The following is a 24,122-nucleotide window of genomic DNA, read 5'->3' as shown; positions in this document are numbered from 1 at the left end:
ATTATTTAAAAATATTTTTTTTGTCATGGTTTTTCAACTGCTTCTTTAGCCTGGGCGGCCCAACAACCTGCCGCGCCAAGCAGCGCTGCATCTTCATTCAGTTTAGAAATATGGATTGGAACATTTATTCCCTGCGATAGTAGATATTTAAGTACATGGGGTATAAAACGATCGGAAGCATTGGCAATGTTGCCACCTATAACTATTGCTTCTGCGGAATTTTTCTGTTGAAAATCTTTAAGGAAAAGACCCAGGTTATGGCCAAATTCATTAAATATTTTCCTGATGGTTTGGTTATCACTGTAGAGCAGGGTAAGCTCGCGAACGTTTAAAATGTTTAGTCCGGTAAGTTCGTAATAGCGTTTTAAAAACCAACGGGTAGAAAGATAATCTTCTGCCATCCCATCTAAAAAAGGCGAACACCAGAGGTTGGCATCGTTAACTTTCCCTTCGGTATATACTGCACTTCCTAAACCCGTACCCAGTGTAATGCCAATAAGGTTCTGATAAGATCTTGCTTCGCCTGCAAATATTTCGCCTGCTAAAAAGCATGAAGCATCATTGCTCATCAAAATCTGCTCGCGGTTAATCTGGAGTTCACTGGCCAGCATTTCTTTTACATCAAGGCCATAAAAAGCAGCATATTTATCATTCCCGGCGATATAAGAAATGCCGTTTTCATAATCAAAGGGCCCTGGCATGGCAATGCCTAAAGTGCCGATTTCCATATTAACTTTTTTATAGGCCAGTTTAATTGCCGTGCACCAGGTGTGTATAATCTGTTCGGTTGTACCATGAGAATCAACACGCTCGCGGGTAAAGGAGTTTTTAAGGATATTGCGCTGCTGCATATCAATTACTGCCGCTGTAATGTGCGAGCCGCCGATATCAATGCCCAGTACATATTTATTTTTATTCATTGTATTCTGCTTATATAGATCTATAAATGGCTGGTGCCAGAGTACTGCACCACTAATAAGAATCCTTTTTAATGTTGAATTGCCTACAGCTGGAACATTTTTTTAGAAATATTTTTTATTACCTTACATTTGATTCTAAAACTAACCAAGTTGAAAGCAGGGAAGCCAGATCTAGTCGTTTTATGGAATAAGATTTGCCTCGAAGATGACCTTAAATCTTTTGAGCAGCTTTACCGCTTCCTCTACAGCAGGCTATTAAAGTTTTCCGTTTACTATGTTGTTGATAAGCAGGCAGCAGAAGATCTGGTTACCGAAGTATTTGTGAAATGCTGGGAAAACCGTGCAGCAAGCACCCATGTGCTAAACCCTGAAAGTTATTTCTTTATTGCAGTTAAAAATCAATCGCTTAAATACATTAAAAAAAATTCTTCTGTTACGTTTATCGATTTAGTAGATGCTGAAGACGATTTGCAGGTGAGTATGGAAACGCCAGTTTACCTCATGGAAACCAAAGAACTGCATAAACAGCTTGATAAGGCAATTGCAGGTTTAGCACCGCAGGCTGCAACCGTTTTCAGGTTGATTAAGGAAAGTGGAATGAAATATAAGGAAGTGGCAGAGCTGCTTAATATTTCGCCACGTACAGTGCAAACCCAATTGTTCAGGGCCATTGCAAAGTTACGGTTGGTGCTACAACCTTTGCACGAGAAAGGAAATGATGAAAAGAAGTTCGGAAAATTAATCTCACTGATTATATTAGGTGGTACTTTATCTTTTTTATATTTTTTGTAGGCAATTTTAACATAAAAAGGAACATACAATAAAGGACGGAAAAAAATGACAGATCAAAGATTTACAGAATTGCTTGGAAAACAATTGGCTGATGAAATATCATCAGATGAATCTGTTGAACTGAAAACTATTTTAGCAGAAAGTACTGCGCACCGATCTGAATATGAAAAGTTGCAAAGCTATTTCGATGCCGTAAGTACTTCAGATGAAAATATAGATTCTGTTTTTGAAAAGATTAAAGCGCAAATTCATGTTTCTGCAGAGGCTGGTTTAAACGTTGTTAAGCGCAATAATTACAGCATCTGGCTTAAAGTAGCTGCTGTAGCGGCCATTGTTTTGGCAGGCTTACTGGTATACAATAAAGCAGCTGTTTTTTTTAATCATAACAATTTACCAACCTTAACACAAGCAACAACGAAGGCTGCTGAGGTAAAAACGATTGTACTTGCCGATGGTTCTACCGTTAAAATAAACTCGGGCAGCAGTTTGAAATATCCTGCACATTTTACTGGCAATACCAGGAATGTTTACCTTTCGGGAGAGGCTTTTTTCGATGTAAAAAAAAATCCTAAACATCCTTTTATTGTACACACCGAGCAACTTGCGGTAAAAGTACTGGGCACTGCATTTGATGTTAAAGCGTACCGAGATGATGCCTTCACGGAAACTACATTAATCAGGGGAAGGGTTTCCATCACACTTAAGCACAACGGCACCGCAAGTTTTATCTTAAAGCCAAACGATAAATTTACCCTTGCAAATGGGAAAGCAAATATGAGTAAGCTTAGCCATTACGATGGAACAGGAGCAAACCGGGTAATTGAAACGGCATGGACAAACCACGAACTTATTTATAAAAATAACCGTTTCGATGAAATAGCCAAACTTTTCGAGCGTTGGTATGGCATTAATATATCTTTTAAAGAACCTGAACTGAAAACGGTGAGATTTACCGGCTATGTAGATAAAGAAACTCTTGATGAAGCGTTGAATGTTTTAAAATCGATCGAAAACTTCAATTATTCGATAAAAGGTAAAAATGTGTACATCTATCGCTAGCACAATAAGTTAAGCCGCGTATATTTGTAGCCATGAATTTTGCGCAGCGGCTTATATTGTTAATTGGATTGATTTTTCCGCTGGGTGTACAGGCGCAAACCAAGGTTACCTTAAACTTTACCAATGCCAGTTTTGAACAGGTAATTGAAGAAATACAGCAACAAACAGTTTATCATTTCGCTTACGGCGAATCTAAAATTCCCAAACACCGGGTAAGTATTAAGGCCGAAGAAGAAGAGGCCGTAAAGGTGATCGATCAGCTGCTGGTTGGCAGTGGTTATACTTATTCCGTTTTGCCCAACAATCTGATCGTGATCAGAAAGTATACAGAGGGCAAGGCTGGAGATAGCGTACGTTTTTTAAAAGAAGTGGTAATTACTGCTTTGGGCATAGAAAAAGATAACCAGAAAGTGGGCTATGCTTTAACCACCATTAAAGGCTCATCCATTGCCAAAGCGCGCGAAAGTAATATGATTATGGCCTTGCAGGGTAGGGTAGCAGGTTTAAATATTACCGGGGTAAACGGTGGTCCCGGTTCTGCTGCGCGTGTACTGATCCGTGGGGTTTCGAGTATGACAGCTGCTTCGCCATTATTTATTGTAAACGGTGTACCAATTGATAACAGCATCAGAGGGAGTGCAAACGAATATGGTGGTGCCGATTATGGCGATGGTATCAGCAACATCAACCCCGATGATATTGAAACGATAACGATTTTAAAAGGTTCTGCGGCTTCAGCGCTATATGGTGCCAGGGCTGCAAATGGGGTAATACTCATTAACCTTAAAAGTGGTGGCGAAAATGCTGAGCCGAAGCTCGAATACAATACTAACCTCTCTTTCGATGTTCCGGTAAATGCTACTGATTTCCAATATATATATGGTCAGGGAATGCAGAATAAACGTCCGGCCGATTTATACAATGCCATTTCTACAGGTTTGTTGAGCTGGGGTGAAATGATGGATGGTAAATTAACGCCCCAGCTAGATGGTTCAATGCGGCCTTATTCGCCGGTAAAAAATAACATTCAAAATTTCTACCGCACTGCTCCTGCTTTCATTAACACGCTTTCTGTTGTGGGCGGAAATACAAGGAACAATTACCGGGTTTCGGTTTCCAACCTGGATTACAATTCTGTTTTAAGCAACGGTGCACTAAACCGTAAAACGTTTAACCTTTACGGTACAGTGGCCCTAAGTAAGCATTTATCGCTAAGCCTTACAGGGAATTACATCTACGAAAGAAACAAAAATAAAAGCTATCTGAGCGATGGTCCGTTAAATCCCAATTATGGTATTTCAGCATTGGCAACCAGTTTGGATCAATCCATCCTGGCACCTGGCTTCGATGCCGAAACAGGTTTTGAAAGTCGTTGGAATGCAGATGAATACAAAACAAATCCTTATTTTTTGATGAACAAACAGGCCGATTATGCCAACCGGAACCGCTACATCACATCTGCTGTGTTAAAATATCAGCTGGCCAGTTGGGCATCACTTCAGGGGCGGATTGGTTATGATTCGAGCAAGGATGAAGTGGTGAGTATTTTACCTACAGGCACAGCTTTCTCCATCAACAGGCAGGGGGGAATTAATGCATACGATCAAAACCATACTTCAGAACTTAATAGTGATATTTTGTTCAGTGCCAGCCAAAACCTGAGCGATAAACTTAACGTCGAACTTTCAATGGGTGCCAACTACCGCGAAAGAAAAGGGAACAGCGAAAAGTTAAAAGGCTCTCAATTTAAGGTTCCTTATCTGTATGTTCCCGAAAACCTGATTACCAGTACCAAAACCCTCGCCATTTCGAGGATTGTAACAGAATCGGCTTATTACACAGCAGATTTGAGTTATAATCGTTTCCTCAATTTATCGGTTACGGGGCGTTATGATATTTATTCTACCCTGCCGGCCAATAGCCGCGGTATTTTTGTGCCAGGTATATCGGGCAGTTTTATATTTTCAGACTTATTGAAAATGAAAGGTTTGGATTTTGGTAAACTACGGATTGATTTTGCCAAAACCAGTGGCGAACCCATTGTTCCCTATACCACGCAGATCTATTATACGGTAGATAACCAGGTTAACGGCATTCCTGTTGGTGGCTTTTCGGGCGATTTGCCCAATTATAACTTAAAGCCTTTTACCCTGAATGAGATAGAAGCCGGCCTCGACCTTAAGTTTTTTAACAGCAGGCTTGATGTAGATTTTACATATTTTAACCGGCTTACGCACAACGAAATCATCAATGCAAAACAATCAGTTACTACAGGTTTTACTTCTGCTTACGTTAACCTTGGCGAAACCCGCAATGCTGGCATAGAGGTGGCTTTGGGTTACACACCAGTGCTAACCTCGAACAGTAAATGGCAGATTAACTTAAATGTAACCAAGGTGAAAAATACCTTACGCGCTATCGATGGCAATAGTAATTATACACTTACCGGTACCTACAGACCACTAAATGCCAATACTGCATTGGTGGTAGGCAAACCGATTACGCAGATTATGGCTTACGATTACCAGCGCGATGCCAGCGGGAACATAATTATTGGCTCGGATGGGATACCCAAGCGTGGCAATTTTATTCCCATGGGTGGTACCATGCCTACTTTATATGGCGGTATAACCAATAGCTTCAGTTATAAACAATTTAATTTTTCATTCCTGATTGATTACCGTTTTGGAAATAAAATTTTATCGGCAACAGAATATTATAGCTATGTGCTTGGTTTAAACAAGGCCACTTTAATTGGCAGGGAAACTGGTATTGTTGCTGATGGTGTGTTGGAAAATGGCCAGAAGAATAATATAAATGTTCCGGCTTATGCTTACTACCCTGAACTGGCCACCAATATTTCGGCACTGGCGGTGCTTAACGGAAGTTTTATTAAGTTAAGGCAGGCCACATTGGGCTATACTTTCAGCAATAATTTTTTAAAAAGAACACCTTTCAGCAGTATTGGGATTGATCTTGTGGCGCGCAACGTACTTACTTTGCTTAAATACACCAAAAATATAGATCCTGAATCGCAATTTTCGCCTACGCTTGGCTATGCTGGTATTGAGGGAGCTTCATTGCCTGCCACACGCAGCTTTGGGATTAATTTTAACTTTAAATTTAAATAATGATGGGCAGGATAAGGATCTATTTTATTGTTGTGCTATTGTTATTGTTAGCTGGCAGCTGTTCTAAAGAAAAGCTCGATGAAATTAATACCGACCCCACCAAACTTACTGAAAACAATTACGATCCGAACAGCCTGCTGGCCCAGGCACAACTTAAATATGCCAACCTGGGTTATTACCAGCTGCTGTACCAAAGTACCATGATGCAGTTACTGGCATCAAGTTATTACTATTATAATAATGGCGATAAATACATCAATATTGGCAGCTTTACCGATTACCAGGGGCGAATTTTCGACGAGGGTTATGCCGATGCTTCCTACATCAGGGAAATGCAGCGACTGGCAAAACTTAAAGATCCGGCAGCTTATCAGAATCTAATTGCAATAGGTGATATTATGTATGTGCTGGTTTTGCAAAGGATTACCGATACCTATGGAGATGTGCCGTATTCGCAAGCGGTTAAAGCGATGCAGGGCATAAAATACCCAATCTACGACCGTCAGGAAGATATTTACACCCAAATGCTCAACGATCTTGAAGCCGCTACCGCCCAACTCGACGCTGATAAACCTGCCCCAAGCGCAGATCTTTTTTATAAAGGCGATATTGTAAAGTGGAAAAAATTTGGTTATTCTTTAATGCTTAGGGTTGCAATGCGGTTAACAAAAATCGATGCGGCTAAGGCTAAATTATGGGCAGAAAAAGCTGCGGGCAAAACCTTTGGCAGCATAAACGATAATGCAATTTTGTTAACTGATGCTTCTTCTTTTAACAGCCAGAATGGTACATCCCTTGCTTTAAGAACGTATTCGGATTACCTGGAAGTACGTTGGAGCAAAACGCTGATAGATCAGCTAAAAAATACAAACGACCCAAGGTTGGGCATAATTGGTGAGGTGCCGAAAGATGGATTGGCTAAAAATGCAGATCAGAACCTAAGTGGCAATACAGATCCGGCTGTTCAATTGGGGATGCCAAACGGATTTGATCTGCAGGGTGGGGCTACAGATATTAGTCATTCTCCTGATTATCCTGGTGGAACGGGAAATGGGAGTGATTTTGCACCACTTGGTAAATATTCGAGGCCGCGTACCGAAATGTACCTGAAACTTGGAGGTCCGATTTTTATTTTGAGCTTTGCCGAAACAGAGTTTTTGCTTGCCGAAGCAAAGGTGAGGGGGTGGAATATTGACGGGACAGCAAAATTGCATTATACGAATGGATTAACGGGAGCAATACAGTCGCTTGCCCAACTCGATCCTTTGGCTGCGGTTGATGCCAATAAAATTACTGCATTTGTAAACCAGAACCCGCTTGATGAAAGCAATAGCGAAAAAGCTTTAGGTACCATTAATACGCAATATTGGGTAGCTACAGGTACTAATTTTAATTTTATAGAAGCGTGGTTAAATTGGAAAAGGAGCGACTACCCTAAACTTATTCCTGTAAATTATAAAGGCAACGTTACCAATGCGACCATTCTACGCCGGATGATATACCTATCAACAGAGGTACTGAACAACCCTCAGAATTATAAAGATGCTGTGGCCAGGATAGCGGGAGGAGACGTGCTTACCGCCAGGGTTTGGTGGGATAAGTGATGAATTAACTGCCACTTCAAACCTAGCTACTGCAACTTAAAAACTATCTGTATTATATAGTTCCCATTTATAATGAGGAGTGATGAGATTTGCATTTCTAATGCGATAAGATAATTTCCAGTGTAAGATTTTTTTCTATCGGTCGGTGTCTCACCGACCAAGGAAGAAAATTTAAGACGGGAACATGCGTAGAGATTTAGTGAGTAAAAATCTAGCTAATGCATTACGATTTCCGCATGCGCGAAAATGACGACAGTTAGTAGACGATCGCCTTAGGGGTAGCGGCAAACATGATTGTAAAACATAGCGACAACATTACGATTCCCGCATGCGCGAGAATGACGACAGTTAGTAGACGATCGCCTCAGGCATAGCGGCAAACAGGTTTGTGAAAATAGCGAATGCATTAAAATTCCCGCATGCGCGAGAATGACGACCGCAAGTTAAAACTGAAAAGATTGCTTTAGCTCGCTCTCCCAGCTTCGCAATTACGGATTTAAAGCATTCCCTGCTTCATGCTATTTAAACCCCCGCTATCTGCACCCTGCTTTCTGCTCCCTGCATTCCGGCCTAGGAAATGATGGAAGGAAAAAACGTTAAAGCTTTATCATTACCTTTCCCTCCATAGTTGCATTGAGGCAGCACACACTTTCCGCCCCCTTCGGCGGAACTTGTGCTGACGACCAAAAAGCTTTAACGAATTTAAAACTGAAAAGATTGCTTCAGCTCGCTCTCCTCCAGCTTCGCAATGACGGATTTAACGCATTCCCTGCATCATGCTATTTAAACCCCCGCTATCTGCACCCTGCTTTCTGCTCCCTGCATTCCGGCATAGGAAATGATGGAAGGAGAAAACGTTAAAGCTTTATCGTTACCTATTCCTTCATCACTGCATTGAGGCAGCACACACTTTTCGCCCCTTCGGCGGAACTTGTGCTGACGACCAAAAAGCTTTAACGAATTTATCCGACATCAGTTCCAAGCCTCGATTTTTGGTTACCTTTTTATCAAGAAAAAGGTAAAAGCCCTTCGGTGGCTAACCGAGGCAAGCCAGAGCGAAGCGAAAATATTAAGATCCGCATGCGCGAGAATGACGACAGTTAGTAGACGATCACCTGAGGCATAGCGGCAAACATGTTTGTAAAACATAGCTACGGCATTAAGATTCCCGCATGCGCGAGAATGACGACAGTATTTCATCAAATTAAAAATCCCTTTAAACAAAAAATGCCTTCCGAATTTGGAAGGCATTTTATTATGATTTGGAAGTCTCTTGTTTTAGAAAGAATAAGTCAAACCGCCGAAAATGTTAAATCCATTTGCCTGGTAAAATAAGTACCTGCTGTAATTGGTATTTAAGATATTGTTTGCTTTGGCAAAAACAGAGAATTTTTTATTAATCCTGTAATCAGCACCCAGACCTAAATCTACATATCCTTTAACAGTTTCAATTAATTCAATATTGGTGTTTGGAATCACGTATTGTGAGGCAGGAACAGGTGTACCGGTATACACTTTAGCTTTTACATCATCCTGTATAACAACCGCTGCATTAAAGCTTAATTTCTTATTGAAGGTATACATAAAATTCGAACTTACTTTTAAGCCTGGTTTAAACCATGAGTAAGTTTCCGAAGCAGGTTTCCAATCATCAAGGTTTAATTTACCGGTCCATTTTAATGCATCGCTTACCTGTATCGAGATTTCACCTTCCAATCCTGTCAATTTTGTTTTACCAAAATCGTAAATTACATCAAACTTGTTAAAATCAGTAAAGTTGTTTACAAACAATGGCATATCATCAAATTGTTTTACATAGATACGCGCTTTGTAACCAAAGCCAGGTCCGCCAGTACCTTTAATACCCGCACTGAAACTTAATTTCTCTACTGTGTTTTTAACTAAGATGTTACTGTTTAACCAAGGGTTTTCATCAGTAAAGCCTTTTAACGAATTTCTGTTTACATCACCCTTAACTTCTCCGAAAACCTGTAAATAATCAGGAATTAAAGTAAAGTCGGCAGTAACAGCAGGGAATATTTTAGAGCTGCTATAGGCACCAAACTCCTGTACAAAGTTAATTCCCGCAGTTATTTTAGCTCCTTTAACCTGTAAACGGATGTATGGGTTTAAACGCAAAAGGTTATTGCCAACGCTGGTTAAAGCATCTTTAGTATTCCCAAATTCGGTTGATGCAGCCAGGCCCAGGTTTAAAGAATTAATGCGTTTGTTAACATAGCCGTTTAGGCTCAGGTAGTTTTCTTTTGCACTAAACTTATCGTTCCAGATGTAGCCATTCGCTTTTAAGGCATAACTAAAAGCATCCTCATCTTCGGTAAAGTTTTTTACCAGTTCACCTTCCAGTTCAATTGTGGTGAGTGCCTGTTTATCAGGATTAGGGTTTAACGTTGGGCGGGCATCATCTATACCATAAAAATACGTGCCATTACGTTCAAAGTTAATGCGGCCACTAACGGTATTCTGGTCTAAAATACTGCGACCAAAAACACTCAACTGCTGGTTGCTGCTGTTCTGTTTGTTCAGCTTTCCTTCCTGACTAAAATGTTTAAAATAACCACCAACCTGTAAACCTTCATCTTTACCGGTGTTAAAATAAGCTTCGCCCAAAAGGGTAGCCAGTGAACCGAATGCACCTTTTACATAATTGTTAACCAAAATGCTTTCTTTTTCTTCAGCCAGGGCCTGTGCCTGTAACTTCTGAATATCACTGTTCAATTCCAGCTTCCTATCCAGAATGCTGTAGTTCAGTTTTGCCTTATAGGTTTTAACATCGTCTAAATTCGGACTTCTTCTCAGCTTTACAGCCTCTGCCAAAATTGGTTTATAAGGGCGTACTACCTCAATTTCTTCATTTACAACACCTTTTTCTTCAGGCTTTTTATCCTGCGCCTGTGCAGTCATTAATCCAGCAGCTAACAAAAACAGTGAACTATATATATATTTAATTGATTTCATAATGCTACTTCTTCTGGTTTAGTTTTTCAAGTTTTTCTTTGGCTGTAGGGATGATATCATCCTTGCCTTCGTAATTATCAATTATACTGAGAAGTGTGCTTTTTGCCTGTAAATTATCTTTCAGTGCCACATAGTTATCAGATAAAAGGATAAAAGCTTTTGCTACCCAATAATCGTAAGAAGCCATGTTATTGATCAGATCGAAACAGGTTTTAGATGAAGTTTTGAAATCACCTTTATCGTATTCTAATAAAGCCAGATTGTATTTTGCTTCTGCTGCTGCAATGGTTTTTGTTTTAGCCACTACATTTTTAAATTCTTTTACCGCAGTAGTAGTATCGCCTTTTAACAAATAAGCTTTACCAGAGTATAGGCTAGAACTGTTTTTTTCTTCCTCAGAAGCCTTTTCAGATTCTTTGGTAAGCTGGGCATATTTAAGCATGTCATCAGGCATATTTAAAGCCGTATAAGCTTTTAAGAGGTTATTGATGGCGAAGCTATAGTGCGATTTGTAATCGGTTGTGGTTTCTAATCTTTTCAGGTAAACTATTGCCTCGTTGTATTTCTTTTGATTTAAAAACAAGGTCGAAATACTCACCAATGAGCGTTCCGTATAATCACTTGTCCAATCGTTTAAAATAAATTCGTAATCAGGAATGGCTTCGTCAGGGCGACCAAGTTTAACAAGCGATTCTGCCCTGATAAATTTAGCTTCCTTCTCATGGTTTGCCTTCGGGAATTTATCAAAATAAGCATTAACAGCCTGAAATGCACCATTGGCATCGCCTTTTAAATAAGTATTGTTGGCGGCAGCAAAAACGATATTATCCTGTTCAGAGCCAGAGTAATTTCCAAGAGGGGTAGTGGCTGCATAAGTAATAAAACCGTTTGCATCGCCTCGGTCTATATAAATATTTTTGATCGACTCCATGGCTTGTTTGGCTTCATCAGCAGTAGGGTAATCGCGGATTACCTTTTTAAATGATTCTAAAGCAGCATCGTCCTGGTCCTGGTTATACTGAACCAAACCAATGGTTACCAAAGCCTTTGCCACATAACTGCTGCGTGGGTATTTGGCTACAAGCGCTACAAGATCTGATTTAGATTTATCAAAATCGCCTTTATTGAAATAAGTATAAGCCGTTTCGAAACCAGCATCATCAGCATAGTTTGAATTTGGAAAAGTATTTAATAAACTCTGCATGGTTGCAATTTTTGCATCATACTGGTTTTCCAACCCCTGGATCATTCCTTTCTGGAAAGTGGCATAATCCTCTGAGGTGGTTTTGCGACTGATGATCTTATTGTAATTTGCCATTGCATCGCCGTAACTTTTATTTACAAAATACGAATCGGCTAAACGGATGGTGGCATCATCAATTGTTTTTTGGTCTTTATCATTTCCTGAAAGGAATTTTTCGAAGTAGGTAGCTGCTTTGCTATATTTCTCATCTTCGAAAGCCGCATAAGCCAGGGCATAATTTGCAAAATTGTAAACGCCGGTTTTATCAGCATCAGGCATTTTCAAAAACTTTTCAAAAGTACTTACTGCTTCACCAAATTTGCGCAATTCGTACATCGATTCAGCTTTCCAATAAGTATTTAAAGCATTGATTTCATTGTCTTCAGGAAACTTTTCTGACCGTAAAAACATTGATAATGCATTCGGGAATGCTCTTTCGTTATAAAACTCCAGTCCACGGAAATACGTAACCTTTTGATAAGCTTCTTTAGCCTCTAAATTTTTATCCGGAATGGGTTCGAGGATATCAACTGCTGCCTGATAATTTTTGGTTGTTAATAAAACCTCACCCAATAAAGTTTTGGCTTCATTAATCTTACGCGATTTAGGGAAAGTTTTTAAGAAACCTTGTGTTGCTTCTAAAGCCTGCTGGTGAAATTCCAATTCGTAACTTAATTTGGCATAGTTTAACCATGCTTCTTCCTGTATACCCTTATCAAAACTTAAACGCGAAGCCCTGAAAAAGGCACTCTGCGCTTTTTGTTTATTGCCCAGCTGGATAAAGGCTTTACCCAGGGTATGCATACCGTTTTGCAGGTATATATCGTCGTTATTCAGTTTTTCTAAAACTGCAACAGATTCTTTGTACTTTTTATTCTGGAATAAGGAGTAACCGTATTGATAAATGAAAAGGTTGTTTTTAGTCTCACTTTTATCCTTTGCATAATATTCAGCAAAATATTTTTCTGCATTTTTAAATTCAGATTTTGCAAAGTAAGATGCTGCAATCAAACTTAACATTTCTGGTTCAAACTGCTGCTTTGTTTTTTGAATAGAAGCCAAAGCATAGCTGATTACATCATCGTAACGCTCATCAAGATAGTACATCGAAGTGATGTAATACGGATAGCTTGCCTCATAAGTAGGGGAGCCCTTTAACTTTTCGAAATTGGCTAATGCTGTTTTATACTCTTTATTTAAGTAGTTGATGTAAGCAAAATAGTAAGTGGCGCTTTCCTGAAAATCGCCCTCATCTTTTTTAACTTTTTCGAATAATGGTTCTGCTTTATCATATTCTTTCAATTCGAAGTAAGCATAACCCTGTTTAAACTGGTATTCGTTTCTTTGCTTACCTGAAAGCGTAGAAGGATCTGTTTTTTCGAACCACTCTAACGCTTTTTTATAGTTTTTCTGGTTGAAATAAGTTTTTCCAACGTAGAAATAAGCCAGTTTAGTGTTCGGGTTTAACGGGTAATCACGGATAAATGCCTGAAATAAACTTTCGGCATCAGCATTGGTTAACTCCAGTGCACAAACAGCAGCATAGAATTTTGCATTCTCTTTAAGTAAAGATAACTCGGCATTACTTTCAGTTTGGGTAGAAGGTTTATAACGTTGCAGCTCAACTAGTTTAAACTGTTGTGCAGCCGCAGTGTATTTCTCTTTGTCTAATAATTCTAAGCCCGTTTGATAGTTTTTGTTGAGGTTCTGCACAGCGCTAACCTGAGCGTAGGTGCTAAAACTTCCAGCTAAAAATAGCGGAATTAGTAAGTATTTTTTCTGCATTGGTTTCAAATATGGTTGGTACTAAATTATAAATAGTATCAAAGCTTATCAACAGAAGTAATTAACATCTGTTAATAACACAAATTAACGACGGGATTTTTGGTTTGGTATTGAAGGGTATACGAATGTGGAAAAGTTGAATGGTTCATTGGTTTAATGGTTGGTTGCCTACGGATGATGGTTTGATAGTTCATAGTTGATGACCAAGTGATTAAACTAACAGTTTATGAGTAGATCGCTTAGTGTAGATGGTTCAAAGTGTTCTGGTTATCCATTATGACTATCCAGCTATTGACCATGGACTATTAACAAAAACTTTATGGATTGGCGTAGTTTAATATCCACTAATGAACGTTAAGACTCAGGACTAATGACTTCGCACTGAGGACTCCAAACTCCACACGCCCAACTCAAAACTACCCCTGGCTTGCCAATAAATACAGCACAGCCATTCGTACGGCAACACCATTTTCTACTTGTTCTAAAATGATCGATTGTTTACTATCGGCAACATCACTGGTAATCTCTACGCCGCGGTTAATCGGGCCTGGGTGCATTACAATGATTTCTTTATCCAGGTTATCTAAAATCTGTTTGTTTAAGCCGTACATCATGGCATATTCTCTCAATGAAGGAAAATATTTAATGTCTTGCCGTTCCAGTTGAATACGCAGCATGTTGGCCACATCGCACCAGTTTAAGGCCTTAATTAAGTTGTGCTCTACTTTTATACCCAATTGATGAATGTGTTTTGGAATTAATGTTGTCGGTCCGCAAACCATTACCTCGGCACCTAAACGCTGCAGGCAGAGGATGTTTGAAATGGCTACGCGAGAGTGCAGGATATCGCCAACAATTACCACTTTTTTACCTGCAACATCGCCCAGTTTCTGGCGGATGGAGAAAGCATCCAGTAGTGCCTGCGTTGGGTGTTCGTGCGCACCATCGCCTGCATTTACAATCTGTGCTTTAACATGTTTACTTAAAAACTGACCAGCACCAGCGTAAGGATGTCGCATTACCACCATGTCAACCTTCATGGAAAGGATATTGTTTACCGTATCGATAAGGGTTTCGCCTTTACTTACTGATGAAGAAGAAGCAGCGAAATTCACTACATCGGCCGAAAGCCTTTTTTCTGCAAGTTCGAACGAAAGTTTGGTACGGGTTGAGTTTTCGAAGAAAATATTGGCAATTGTAATGTCGCGGAGCGATGGAACCTTTTTAATCGGTCGGTTAATCACTTCCTTAAAATTATCTGCAGTTTCGAAAATCAATTCGATATCATTCCGGTTAATATCTTTAATGCCTAAAAGATGTCGGGTTGATAGTTTTTCTGCTGCCATTTTTATTTATTGTTTTCCGATATTAAAATCACTTTATCTTCACCTCCTTCACTCGCCCAGGTTACTTTTACCTGTTGCGAATTTAAGCTATCTACCTTTTGTCCGATATAATCGGGTTCGATAGGTAAATGCCTGCTAAACCTGCGGTCTATTAAAACCAAAAGTTCTACTTTCTCCGGGCGGCCATATGCAAGCAAGGCATCAAGTGCCGCTCTGATGGTTCTGCCTGTCCAAAGTACATCGTCAATTAAAATTACTTTTTTGCCTTCAATTATAAAATCGATAGAATTGCTGCTCGCCGTAACCAAACCGTCTTTACGACGGAAATCATCTCTAAAAAAGGTAATATCAAGGTTTCCCTTTAATATTTTCTTGCTTTTAAGAATCTGTTCAAGTTCCTGGTGAATACGGTCTGCCAAAAAAATACCCCTCGGCTGGATGCCAATTAAAACGGTATTTGCGAAATCGTCGTGGTTTTCAATTAATTGATGGCAAAGCCTCTTAATTGTAATCTGAATTTTTTGTCCGTCAAGAAGTGTTTTCTTTTGCATTGAAGAAGGATTGGGCAAATATATAAAAATGTTTTAAGGTAGGAAAGTTGAAATCGGATTGTTTTAATTTTGATTGCTAAAAGGTTCTATTCCAGTATTAAAAATTCGATCCAGGCTGTGTTTTCTTTCATTCGATGTTTAGATCGACTTCTTTTGCCAGATTATAAAAACGGTTGAAGCAATCCTGAATAAAAATAGGAGTACGGTTAATTGTTTTCGGAAAATAATAGAAAAATATGCTTGTTAAACTTTGGTAATTGATGATTAATGTACATTATTATCCCTCTTATCGCCAATAAAGCAATTAAAATAAATTGGAATAATACATAAAGCTGATTTTTATTGCTGCGTTATTGGCTAACTTTATTTTATGGAGCAACCGGTAATTTTTTTTGATGGTGTTTGTAATTTATGCAATGCATCCGTGCAGTTTGTAATCGAACATGATGTAAAAAACCAGTTTCATTTTTCGGCATTACAGGGAGATTATGCAAAAGAAATCTTGGCGAAATTTAATGTAAATCCAGAAAAGCTTAATACAATTTTATTATTGGAGGGTGATAAAGTATATACCAAATCGTCAGCGGCATTAAGAATTGCTAAAAAACTCAATGGATTTATTCCAGTGCTTTCCTTATTTCTGATTGTTCCAAAATTTATCCGAGATTGGTTTTACGATATCATTGCCAAAAACCGTTACCGTTGGTGGGGAAAAGAAGAAAGCTGCTGGGTGCCTACTCCTGAACTGAAAAGCAAGTTTTACTGATTGTTTTTCTTCCTGCCGGGAGACCATAACCAAAGCGACAGGAGAATAAGTGGAATGCAGATACTTAAAGAAATTACAATTAAAATCGGACGCTGCTTCACCATGTCTGCCTCATGAGATAAGAAAACATATACCGCTTCTTTGATGGCAAACAAGGTAATGATGGTAGAAAGGACGGCAAATAGTTTACGCATGATTTTGTTTTGAATGCAAAGATTGCATTTATTTTTAAAATTTAAGCAGGTATTCATTGGGAGTTAACTCCAAAACATATACTTTATATGTATTCTCCTGCGAACTGTAGCGCAGCGTAAAGCTGGGCATTAATTTATTTTGCATCTATCGTGCCTGGACCCTTAAAAAATTCAAGGTGAGGTAATAAAAATAAAAAGGCCAGGCGGATTGCTCCAAACTGACCTCTATTTAAACTAACTATCTAAAACTATTCTGCCGTTTTTACAGGAACTAAATTATCCAACTCTTCTGCTGTAAATAAACGGTAATGAATCTTGAACGTTTTCTGAAGGGGCGTTTCCAGCGAGAAGCCGCCAACACCAAATCCATCCAATACATCCAATGTAAAATGAGAGAATTTCCAGTACTCAAATAAATCCCTGTCTACCCAAAACTCACAGCCTTCTACTTCGCCCAAACAAACATCACGCATGCGCAGGTAATAACCACCTTTTTCGAAACATTGTGGTTGTGTTCCTTCGCAACATCCGCCTGCCTGATAAAACATGAGTGCTCCGTGTTTTTCTTTTAGTACTTCAATCAGTTCTTTCGCTTTTTCCGTACTGTCTATTCGCTCGATCATGATTATTTATTGTTAAGAGTTAATAGTCTGATGGTTGATAGCCATGTTGCCTATCGCATGTCTGTTTTCTAATCTGCTAAGCTACTGTAATAACTCATAAGCCATGAACCAATCAGCCATTAACCATGAACCAACAAACCATTAACTAGTATCTACTAAAAGAAACCTAATTTATTCTTATCATAAGAAATCAGCATGTTTTTAGTTTGGCGATAATGCCCCAACATCATTTTATGGTTTTCTCTTCCTACACCCGATTGCTTGTAGCCACCAAAAGGAGCACCTGCAGGATAAGCGTGGTATTGGTTTACCCAAACCCGGCCAGCCTGGATAGCTCTCGGAACCTGATACAGCTCGTGGGCATCACGAGTCCACACGCCGGCACCCAAACCATATAAAGTATCGTTTGCAATTTCAATAGCTTCTTCAACGGTTTTAAAGGTGGTTACAGCCAATACGGGGCCGAAAATTTCTTCCTGAAAAATCCGCATTTTATTGTGGCCTTTAAAAATGGTTGGTTTAATGTAGTAACCACCGCCCAGTTCGCCAGGCAGTTCGTTTACTTCTCCGCCAGTTAAAATTTCTGCACCTTCTTCTATTCCCAATTTAATGTACTGAGCAATTTTTTCGTATTGAATTTTCGAAGCCTGTGCACCCATCATTACTGTTCTATCCAAAGGACTGCCAATTTTAATGGCTTCAGTTCTTTCAATAACTTTGGCGATAAATTTTTCATAAATATCCTCCTGGATCAATAACCGTGATGGGCATGTACAAATTTCGCCCTGGTTTAAGGCAAACATTACCGCTCCTTCTACCGCCTTATCTAAAAAGGCATCATCTTCGGCCATTACCGAACTAAAAAATACATTTGGCGATTTTCCACCAAGTTCCAGTGTAACCGGGATAATATTTTCGGTAGCATATTGCATCACCAAACGGCCGGTAGGGGTAGAGCCTGTAAATGCGGCTTTAGAAACTTTAGGGTTGGTTACCAATGCCCGGCCAAGTTCTGCACCAAATCCGTTTACCACATTTACCACACCTGGAGGTAATAAATCGCCAATTAATTCCATTAAAACCATAATCGAAATTGGCGTACTTTCTGCTGGCTTTAACACCACGCAATTCCCGGCGGCAAGGGCAGGAGCCAGTTTCCAGATGCCCATTAATAATGGAAAGTTCCACGGAATAATTTGTGCCACTACGCCAATTGGTTCGTGTACAATAAGCGAAACGGTATTGTGGTCGAGTTCAGATAACGAACCCTCTTCGGCACGAATTACACCAGCAAAATACCTGAAATGGTCTATACCCAAAGGTAAATCTGCAGCCAAGGTTTCCCTAACCGCTTTGCCATTATCAATGGTTTCTACCGTGGCCAGGTATTCCAAATTGTCTTCCATCCGTTGTGCAATCTTATTTAAAATAATGCTTCTTTCGGTTGAAGAGGTTTTGCTCCAGGTTTTAAAAGCCTCATGCGCGGCATCAACGGCTAATGCTAAATCTTCCTTAGTAGAGTGTGCGGCTTTGGTAAAAACTTTACCATCAATGGGTGAAATATTATCGAAATAAGCACCTTTAACAGGAGCTACAAATTTCCCGTCGATATAATTATCGTAATGGGACTTGAATGATGGTTTCTCAATTAAATTTTCCATAATTATTATTGATTATTTATACCTCAAAAGCCATTATGAGCAAATTGTAACAAGAAATTTTAATTGATTGCTCATAATGATTTTTGCGGTAATTAGATTTGGTTAATACAAACCTAATGGCAATGCCAATGGTGCAGATAGTACAATCGAATCAATTGGTAGCACTATTATTTCAGCTGTTGTAACCAATTTGAAACCATAGTGATAGGAGAGAGTTATAGGCAACATTAAGGTAGAATTATATAGGTTGCTTATATTGGCGACTGCAATTTGCTGATTGAAATAGTTATATTTGATTTAAGTAAAACATATCTAACCAAATTTTCTCGGTTTATGCAACATACATTAGATCAGGTGAAACTAAGTGCTTCGGAAACGTTGCAAACTTTGGTAGAAAACAGAACATCCTATACCCTGGAGCGGTGCGAATTGAATGTTTTTGAAACCTATACCCAATCGTACAAGGTACCGCTTACTTTTAACGATTTTGTTATTACCAGTATGCTGAGGGGTAAAAAAGTAATGCATTTATTCGATAAAAAAGGTTTTGATTACTTTCCCGGTCAAACCGTGATTGTTCCGCCTGCCGTTACCATGGAAATAGATTTTCCTGAAGCCACAAACATTAATCCTACCCAATGTATTGCCCTTGCGATTGATCAGGAACAGATTCAGAAAACAATTGTTTATTTGAACGAATTTTTTCCAAAAGATGGAAGTAACGAAAAGTGGTTGCTTAATTATGATGAATACCATTTTTATAACAACGAAGAAATTGCATACCTCATTAATAAAGTAATCAGAATCTGTTCCGAACGGACAAAAGAGAAGGATGTTTTGGCAGATTTAACTTTAAAAGAACTGTTGGTACGCATTATGCAAACTCAAAACCTTAAAACCATTAGCGATGAAGGTTATAACCTGAATCAAAATCCATTGGCTTTTGTGTTGAATTATATTAAAACAAACCTCAGTGAGAAAATTAGTATCAACAGTTTGAGTGATAAGGCCTGCATGAGCAAAGCTACTTTTTACAGGCTGTTTAAGCGGGAATTGGGAATCAGTCCAAACGATTTTATTTTAACAGAAAAAATTAATAAAGCTAAAATTTTACTCGCACAGCCTGGCACAAAAGTCGCGTCGATTAGTTATGAGCTGGGTTTTGGTGATGCTAATTATTTCATCAGGGCTTTTAAAAAGGTAGTAGGCATTACCCCCGGAGCTTATCAGCTTCAGATTGCTAAACAATTGATTCACTAATTTTCCAGGTACCGTTTGGAGTAAGTAATTCCCATTAAATCGTAGCGTTTAAACTGTGTTTTCAACCTTTTTTGAAAATCCGGATAATTCCGTTTTCCTTTTGGACTCCACAAAATTTCGCTCAAGGCATCTAATCTTGGGAATAATAAATACTGAACCTTTTCCCGGCTGGTAATGTATTCGCTCCACAAACAGCCTTGTCCGCCCCAAATATATGTAGCCTGTTCTGCCGTGAGTTCAGCAGGTACAGGTTCATAATTGTACACATCAATTAATGGCGAAAATTTATTTGCTGTAAGGCTATCTTCTTTTACAAATTGAGCGTGATTGAAATACATTTTATCTTCGGGCGTCATAATGGCTTTGTGTTTCTGCTTGGCCGCATCAACACCACCTTTTTCCCCCTGCCAGCTCATTACGATTGCATTTGGTGCCAATCCTCCCTGTAAAATTTCGTTCCAGCCAATAATCGTTTTACCTTTACTGTTTACAAATTTTTCCATTCGACGGATAAAATAACTCTGAAGTTCGCTTTCATTTTTTAAACCGTTTGAGCTCATTATTTCCTGAGAAGCGGCAGATTGTTTCCACCATATTTTAGAAGCTTCATCTCCACCAAGGTGAATGTATTGCGAGGGGAATAAAGCCATTACTTCTGTTAATACATTTTCCAGAAATTTAAAAGTGGTATCCGATGCCTGAAGTACATTATTGTATTTATTCATCATTCCCCAGGTTTGGGCAACTTCATACTTCTTATTTGGTTCGGTTCCTAATTCAGGGTAAGCAGCCAATAAAGCCATACTGTGCGCTGGCATTTCAATTTCAGGTATAATCGTGATGTAGCGTTTGGCAGCGTAATCAATCACATCCTTAATCTCGTCCTGGGTGTAAAATCCACCGTGTTTAATACCATCAGTTTTGAGTACCGCATCATTTGGTGTAATCTTCACTGTTTTTGGCAATACCTGATATTTTATATTCTCGTTTCCTTTTCCAGGCCATAAGCCAATAATACTTCCATCTCGCCAGGCACCAATCTCGGTAAGTTTTGGGTATTTTTTAATTTCAATCCGCCAGCCATGGTCATCAGTTAAATGCCAATGGAAATAATTCATTTTATGTAATGCTAAATAATCGATGTACTGTTTTACAAAATCTACATTAAAAAAATGGCGACTAACATCGAGGTGCATGCCACGGTAACCAAAGCGGGGATAATCGATAATATCTACTGAAGGAATACTGATTTCTTTATCAGCATTTGTTGGTAATAACTGTATAATGGTTTGAACTGCGTAAAACAAACCCTGTGGAGAAGAAGCACCTGCATTAACTGTGGAAGATAATACAGATACAAAGTATTTATCGGAGTTTTTATACAATTGATCTGAAATAATGAGATTAATGGCATTTCCCTTAGTTCCCACTAGATTATTACTTACTTCTAAGTTAAGATTATAATGATTGGCAATATAATTTTTAAGAAAGATAGCAGCGTTCACCGCTGTAGAATCCAATATTCTGATCGTGGTACTATTGTTAATTTTGAATTTATCTGACGGAAAAGCTCCAGGCCTTAGTTCTACGGGTTGGGGAATTATATTCACTTCCTGTGCAGAAAGTTTAAACGAAATAATTGATAAAAACAAAAAGATAAATTTCTTCATTACAAGGGATTTTCCTTTTCAAAAATAATAATTATAGACGGATGAAAGGAAAAGGTTTGGTAGAACGAACTACTATGTTACATAAACCCGATAGGATGAATGCCGTTTTTCACGGCAGAAAGTATAGCGGGGCTGTATTTACCGATGAGCACTAGCTTTCATTTTCTAATTATTATTATTTACCATATCAGGATTTAAGAAAATATAAGCTCCTGCTTTGTTCTCAATTGCATTAATGAGATTGCTTCGGCAGCTGAAAAGCCTTCCTGTATCCGGTAGCTATCGGATGATTATTCATAGGAGGAAGTCCGTGCGTGCTGTGTTTCCGTGGCAAAAGCATGATCAAAAAAAAATCCCGATAACTTTCGCTATCGGGATTAATATAATCAGTTAAAAAGAACTAGCCTTTTTTAGCTTTGCTTTCTTCGCCTTCTAATTGCGATTTCAATTGAGCCAATACGTCTAAGTCTCCTAAAGTAGATTTCTCTACAGAATCTTTAACTTTTTTAACCGCAGTTACAGCAGCTTTAGCTTCTTTTTTCTTAGCATTTCTTTCTTCTGCTACAGCTTCAGCTTTAACCTCTTCCCAAATACGGGCGTGAGATACTACAATGCGTTTTGCTTCTTTGTTAAATTCAATGATTTTGAAGTCATTGGTTTCTTCAGCTTTAACTGAAGTACCATCTTCTTTAACCATGTGTTTAGTTGGTACGAAACCTTCTACACCATATGGTAAAGCAATAACAGCACCTTTATCAGTTACTTTAACAACAGTACCTTGGTGAACCGAATCTAAAGTGAAGATCGTTTCGAAAGTATCCCAAGGGTTTTCTTCCAATTGTTTGTGACCTAAGCTTAATTTACGGTTATCAACATCAAGTTCTAAAACAACAACATCTAATACATCACCAACTTTAGTGAATTCGTTAGGGTGGTTTACTTTTTTAGACCATGATAAATCAGAGATGTGGATTAAACCATCAATACCTTCTTCGATTTCAACAAAAACACCGAAGTTAGTCATGTTTTTAACAGTTGCTTTGTGCTTGCTTCCAACTGGGAATTTAGCAGCAACTTCTTGCCATGGATCGTTAGATAATTGTTTAATACCCAAGCTCATTTTGCGCTCGTCTCTATCTAAAGTTAAAACTTCAGCTTCGATCTCATCACCAACTTTTAAGAATTCTTGTGGATTTCTTAAGTTTTGCGACCAGCTCATTTCAGAAACGTGGATTAAACCTTCAACACCTGGGATGATTTCTAAGAAAGCACCGTAATCTGCAACTGTTACGATTTTTCCTTTTACTTTAGAACCAACTTGAATGTCGGTGCTTAAGTTCTCCCAAGGGTGTGGAGTTAATTGTTTTAAGCCTAAAGCGATACGTTTTTTCTCATCATCGAAATCTAAAACAACAACGTTGATTTTCTCATCTAATGATAATACTTCTTTTGGATGCTCTATGCGGCCCCAAGAAATATCAGTAATGTGAAGTAAACCGTCAACACCACCTAAATCGATGAACACACCGAAATCAGTAATGTTTTTAACAGTACCTTCAAGTACCTGACCTTTTTCTAATTTAGAAACGATCTCTACTTTTTGGCTTTCTAAATCGTCTTCGATTAACACTTTATGAGAAACAACTACGTTTTTAAACTCATGGTTAATTTTAACAACTTTAAATTCCATTGTTTTACCCACGTATACATCGTAATCGCGGATAGGTTTAATATCAATTTGAGATCCTGGTAAGAAAGCTTCAACGCCCATGATATCAACAATTAAACCACCTTTAGTACGGCTCTTAACGAAACCGTTGATGATTCTATCATTTTCAAGAGCCTCGTTAATCGCTTCCCATGATCTTTGGGTTTTTGCTCTTTTGCGAGAAAGGATCAATTGACCGTTAGCATCTTCTGGTGCTTCAACGAAAACGTCAACTGAATCGCCGATTTTAAGATCTGGTGTATCACGGAATTCTGAAGTAGAAACTAAACCGTCTGATTTAAAACCTACGTTTAATACTACATCTTTGTTGTTGATTGAAACAACAATACCACTGATAATTTCACCTTTAGTGATCTGATTGAATGTTCCAGCATACATATCTTCAAACTTTTTACGGTCTGCATCATTGTAATTACCGAAAACTTTTTCATCTGCATCCCAATCGAAATCTTCCGATGGTGTAGCCAATGATGATTTGATCGATTCGATCGAAACTGAATCAGCTTCTGATTCAATAGTTTCTTTTTCAGTTAGGCGTCCGCCTTCTCCCTGAAGTTCAGCTGTTTTTGCTGCTAATTCTTTTTCTGCTACTTGTTTTTTAGCCATTAATTAATTTTCTCCTTTTTTCCCTATTTAGGGACTGCAAAGGTAAAAATATTTTAATTAATAGGAAAGATTTTTTTAATAAATCTTGCTGATTTTTAGCGCTTTATAATTCTCCTCTCATGGAGGGGTGCCTCACAGGCAGGGTGGTCTTTTTCTTTTGCACGGTCTTTATGATGAAAAATGAATGCTTTTTAGCAAAAATTCGC

16 protein-coding genes are annotated in these 24,122 nt (G+C 38.7%); 6 read left to right on the top strand and 10 right to left on the bottom strand.

The window, feature by feature from the left end; genetic code table 11:
* Positions 1–23 precede the first annotated feature (23 nt).
* Entirely contained in the window at positions 24–920 is an 897-nt protein-coding gene (locus tag ASE74_RS07605) for an ROK family protein (protein ID WP_055906521.1), read from the bottom strand.
* A gap of 150 nt (positions 921–1,070) precedes the next feature.
* Here ASE74_RS07605 and ASE74_RS07600 point away from each other — a divergent pair, with 150 nt between their 5' ends.
* From ASE74_RS07600 to ASE74_RS07585, 4 genes are read left to right on the top strand one after another with little or no spacing between them, the layout of a single operon-like run.
* Positions 1,071–1,712 (top strand): RNA polymerase sigma-70 factor, encoded by a 642-nt coding sequence (locus tag ASE74_RS07600; protein ID WP_055906518.1) that lies wholly within the window; start codon positions 1,071–1,073, stop codon positions 1,710–1,712.
* Between the two features lie 45 nt (positions 1,713–1,757).
* Positions 1,758–2,771, top strand: a complete 1,014-nt coding sequence (locus tag ASE74_RS07595) for a FecR family protein (protein ID WP_055906515.1) — start codon at positions 1,758–1,760, stop codon at positions 2,769–2,771.
* Positions 2,772–2,803: 32 nt separating this feature from the next.
* A complete protein-coding gene (locus tag ASE74_RS07590; protein WP_055906511.1) occupies positions 2,804–5,902 on the top strand; it encodes a SusC/RagA family TonB-linked outer membrane protein in 3,099 nt (1,032 codons plus the stop codon).
* Positions 5,902–7,506, top strand: a complete 1,605-nt coding sequence (locus tag ASE74_RS07585) for a SusD/RagB family nutrient-binding outer membrane lipoprotein (protein WP_235526026.1) — start codon at positions 5,902–5,904, stop codon at positions 7,504–7,506. The genes ASE74_RS07590 and ASE74_RS07585 overlap by 1 nt, the downstream gene beginning before the upstream one ends.
* Positions 7,507–8,784: 1,278 nt before the next feature.
* On the opposite strand, the gene ASE74_RS07580 is transcribed toward ASE74_RS07585, so the two are convergent.
* The 4 genes from ASE74_RS07580 to pyrR all read right to left on the bottom strand — a co-directional run bounded on the left by ASE74_RS07580 (position 8,785) and on the right by pyrR (position 15,407).
* Positions 8,785–10,482, bottom strand: a complete 1,698-nt coding sequence (locus tag ASE74_RS07580; protein ID WP_055906508.1) for a TonB-dependent receptor — start codon at positions 10,480–10,482, stop codon at positions 8,785–8,787.
* Between the two features lie 4 nt (positions 10,483–10,486).
* On the bottom strand, positions 10,487–13,510 hold the full coding sequence (locus ASE74_RS07575; protein ID WP_055906505.1) for a tetratricopeptide repeat protein: 3,024 nt from the start codon (positions 13,508–13,510) through the stop codon (positions 10,487–10,489).
* A 416-nt stretch (positions 13,511–13,926) separates the two neighbouring features.
* Complete coding sequence (locus tag ASE74_RS07570) at positions 13,927–14,856, bottom strand: aspartate carbamoyltransferase catalytic subunit (protein WP_055906502.1); 930 nt, start codon at positions 14,854–14,856, stop codon at positions 13,927–13,929.
* 2 nt (positions 14,857–14,858) lie between these two features.
* Positions 14,859–15,407 (bottom strand): bifunctional pyr operon transcriptional regulator/uracil phosphoribosyltransferase PyrR, encoded by a 549-nt coding sequence (gene pyrR, locus ASE74_RS07565; RefSeq protein ID WP_055906500.1) that lies wholly within the window; start codon positions 15,405–15,407, stop codon positions 14,859–14,861.
* A gap of 370 nt (positions 15,408–15,777) precedes the next feature.
* Here pyrR and ASE74_RS07560 point away from each other — a divergent pair, with 370 nt between their 5' ends.
* Positions 15,778–16,173 (top strand): thiol-disulfide oxidoreductase DCC family protein, encoded by a 396-nt coding sequence (locus ASE74_RS07560; RefSeq protein ID WP_055906497.1) that lies wholly within the window; start codon positions 15,778–15,780, stop codon positions 16,171–16,173.
* Here the strand turns inward: ASE74_RS07560 and ASE74_RS07555 are convergent.
* From ASE74_RS07555 to ASE74_RS07545, 3 genes are all read right to left on the bottom strand, one after another.
* Positions 16,167–16,367 carry a hypothetical protein gene (locus tag ASE74_RS07555; RefSeq protein ID WP_055906494.1) on the bottom strand — a complete coding sequence of 67 codons (201 nt, stop codon included), beginning with the start codon at positions 16,365–16,367 and terminating at the stop codon, positions 16,167–16,169. The genes ASE74_RS07560 and ASE74_RS07555 overlap by 7 nt on opposite strands.
* A 248-nt stretch (positions 16,368–16,615) precedes the next feature.
* Entirely contained in the window at positions 16,616–16,990 is a 375-nt protein-coding gene (locus tag ASE74_RS07550) for a DUF779 domain-containing protein (RefSeq protein WP_055906491.1), read from the bottom strand.
* Positions 16,991–17,145: 155 nt separating this feature from the next.
* Positions 17,146–18,651: an aldehyde dehydrogenase family protein gene (locus ASE74_RS07545; RefSeq protein ID WP_055906488.1), complete on the bottom strand. Its 1,506-nt coding sequence runs from the start codon at positions 18,649–18,651 to the stop codon at positions 17,146–17,148.
* 333 nt (positions 18,652–18,984) lie between these two features.
* Here ASE74_RS07545 and ASE74_RS07540 point away from each other — a divergent pair, with 333 nt between their 5' ends.
* Positions 18,985–19,911 (top strand): AraC family transcriptional regulator, encoded by a 927-nt coding sequence (locus ASE74_RS07540; RefSeq protein ID WP_055906485.1) that lies wholly within the window; start codon positions 18,985–18,987, stop codon positions 19,909–19,911.
* On the opposite strand, the gene ASE74_RS07535 is transcribed toward ASE74_RS07540, so the two are convergent.
* Complete coding sequence (locus ASE74_RS07535; protein ID WP_055906483.1) at positions 19,908–21,581, bottom strand: beta-N-acetylhexosaminidase; 1,674 nt, start codon at positions 21,579–21,581, stop codon at positions 19,908–19,910. The two genes, ASE74_RS07540 and ASE74_RS07535, sit on opposite strands and share 4 nt — an antisense overlap.
* A gap of 400 nt (positions 21,582–21,981) precedes the next feature.
* The gene (gene rpsA, locus ASE74_RS07530; RefSeq protein WP_055906480.1) at positions 21,982–23,916 is read right to left on the bottom strand and encodes a 30S ribosomal protein S1; all 1,935 of its coding nucleotides are present in this window, start codon (positions 23,914–23,916) and stop codon (positions 21,982–21,984) included.
* Between the last annotated feature and the right edge of the window lie 206 nt (positions 23,917–24,122).

Origin of the sequence: Pedobacter sp. Leaf216 (genome assembly GCF_001421515.1) — a bacterium.
GTDB lineage: Bacteria > Bacteroidota > Bacteroidia > Sphingobacteriales > Sphingobacteriaceae > Pedobacter.
The sequence above is the reverse complement of the archived record's forward strand: the minus strand, read 5'-3'. Positions and strand labels throughout refer to the sequence as shown.

What these genes read in the sequence shown, in the direction of transcription:
- rpsA (WP_055906480.1), bottom strand. Translation starts at nt 23,916, where the DNA reads ATGGCTAAAAAACAAGTAGCAGAAAAAGAATTAGCAGCAAAAACAGCT.
- ASE74_RS07550 (WP_055906491.1), bottom strand. Translation starts at nt 16,990, where the DNA reads ATGATCGAGCGAATAGACAGTACGGAAAAAGCGAAAGAACTGATTGAA.
- ASE74_RS07570 (WP_055906502.1), bottom strand. Translation starts at nt 14,856, where the DNA reads ATGGCAGCAGAAAAACTATCAACCCGACATCTTTTAGGCATTAAAGAT.
- ASE74_RS07580 (WP_055906508.1), bottom strand. Translation starts at nt 10,482, where the DNA reads ATGAAATCAATTAAATATATATATAGTTCACTGTTTTTGTTAGCTGCT.
- pyrR (WP_055906500.1), bottom strand. Translation starts at nt 15,407, where the DNA reads ATGCAAAAGAAAACACTTCTTGACGGACAAAAAATTCAGATTACAATT.
- ASE74_RS07590 (WP_055906511.1), top strand. Translation starts at nt 2,804, where the DNA reads ATGAATTTTGCGCAGCGGCTTATATTGTTAATTGGATTGATTTTTCCG.
- ASE74_RS07560 (WP_055906497.1), top strand. Translation starts at nt 15,778, where the DNA reads ATGGAGCAACCGGTAATTTTTTTTGATGGTGTTTGTAATTTATGCAAT.
- ASE74_RS07605 (WP_055906521.1), bottom strand. Translation starts at nt 920, where the DNA reads ATGAATAAAAATAAATATGTACTGGGCATTGATATCGGCGGCTCGCAC.
- ASE74_RS07555 (WP_055906494.1), bottom strand. Translation starts at nt 16,367, where the DNA reads ATGCGTAAACTATTTGCCGTCCTTTCTACCATCATTACCTTGTTTGCC.
- ASE74_RS07535 (WP_055906483.1), bottom strand. Translation starts at nt 21,581, where the DNA reads ATGAAGAAATTTATCTTTTTGTTTTTATCAATTATTTCGTTTAAACTT.
- ASE74_RS07540 (WP_055906485.1), top strand. Translation starts at nt 18,985, where the DNA reads ATGCAACATACATTAGATCAGGTGAAACTAAGTGCTTCGGAAACGTTG.
- ASE74_RS07585 (WP_235526026.1), top strand. Translation starts at nt 5,902, where the DNA reads ATGATGGGCAGGATAAGGATCTATTTTATTGTTGTGCTATTGTTATTG.
- ASE74_RS07575 (WP_055906505.1), bottom strand. Translation starts at nt 13,510, where the DNA reads ATGCAGAAAAAATACTTACTAATTCCGCTATTTTTAGCTGGAAGTTTT.
- ASE74_RS07545 (WP_055906488.1), bottom strand. Translation starts at nt 18,651, where the DNA reads ATGGAAAATTTAATTGAGAAACCATCATTCAAGTCCCATTACGATAAT.
- ASE74_RS07595 (WP_055906515.1), top strand. Translation starts at nt 1,758, where the DNA reads ATGACAGATCAAAGATTTACAGAATTGCTTGGAAAACAATTGGCTGAT.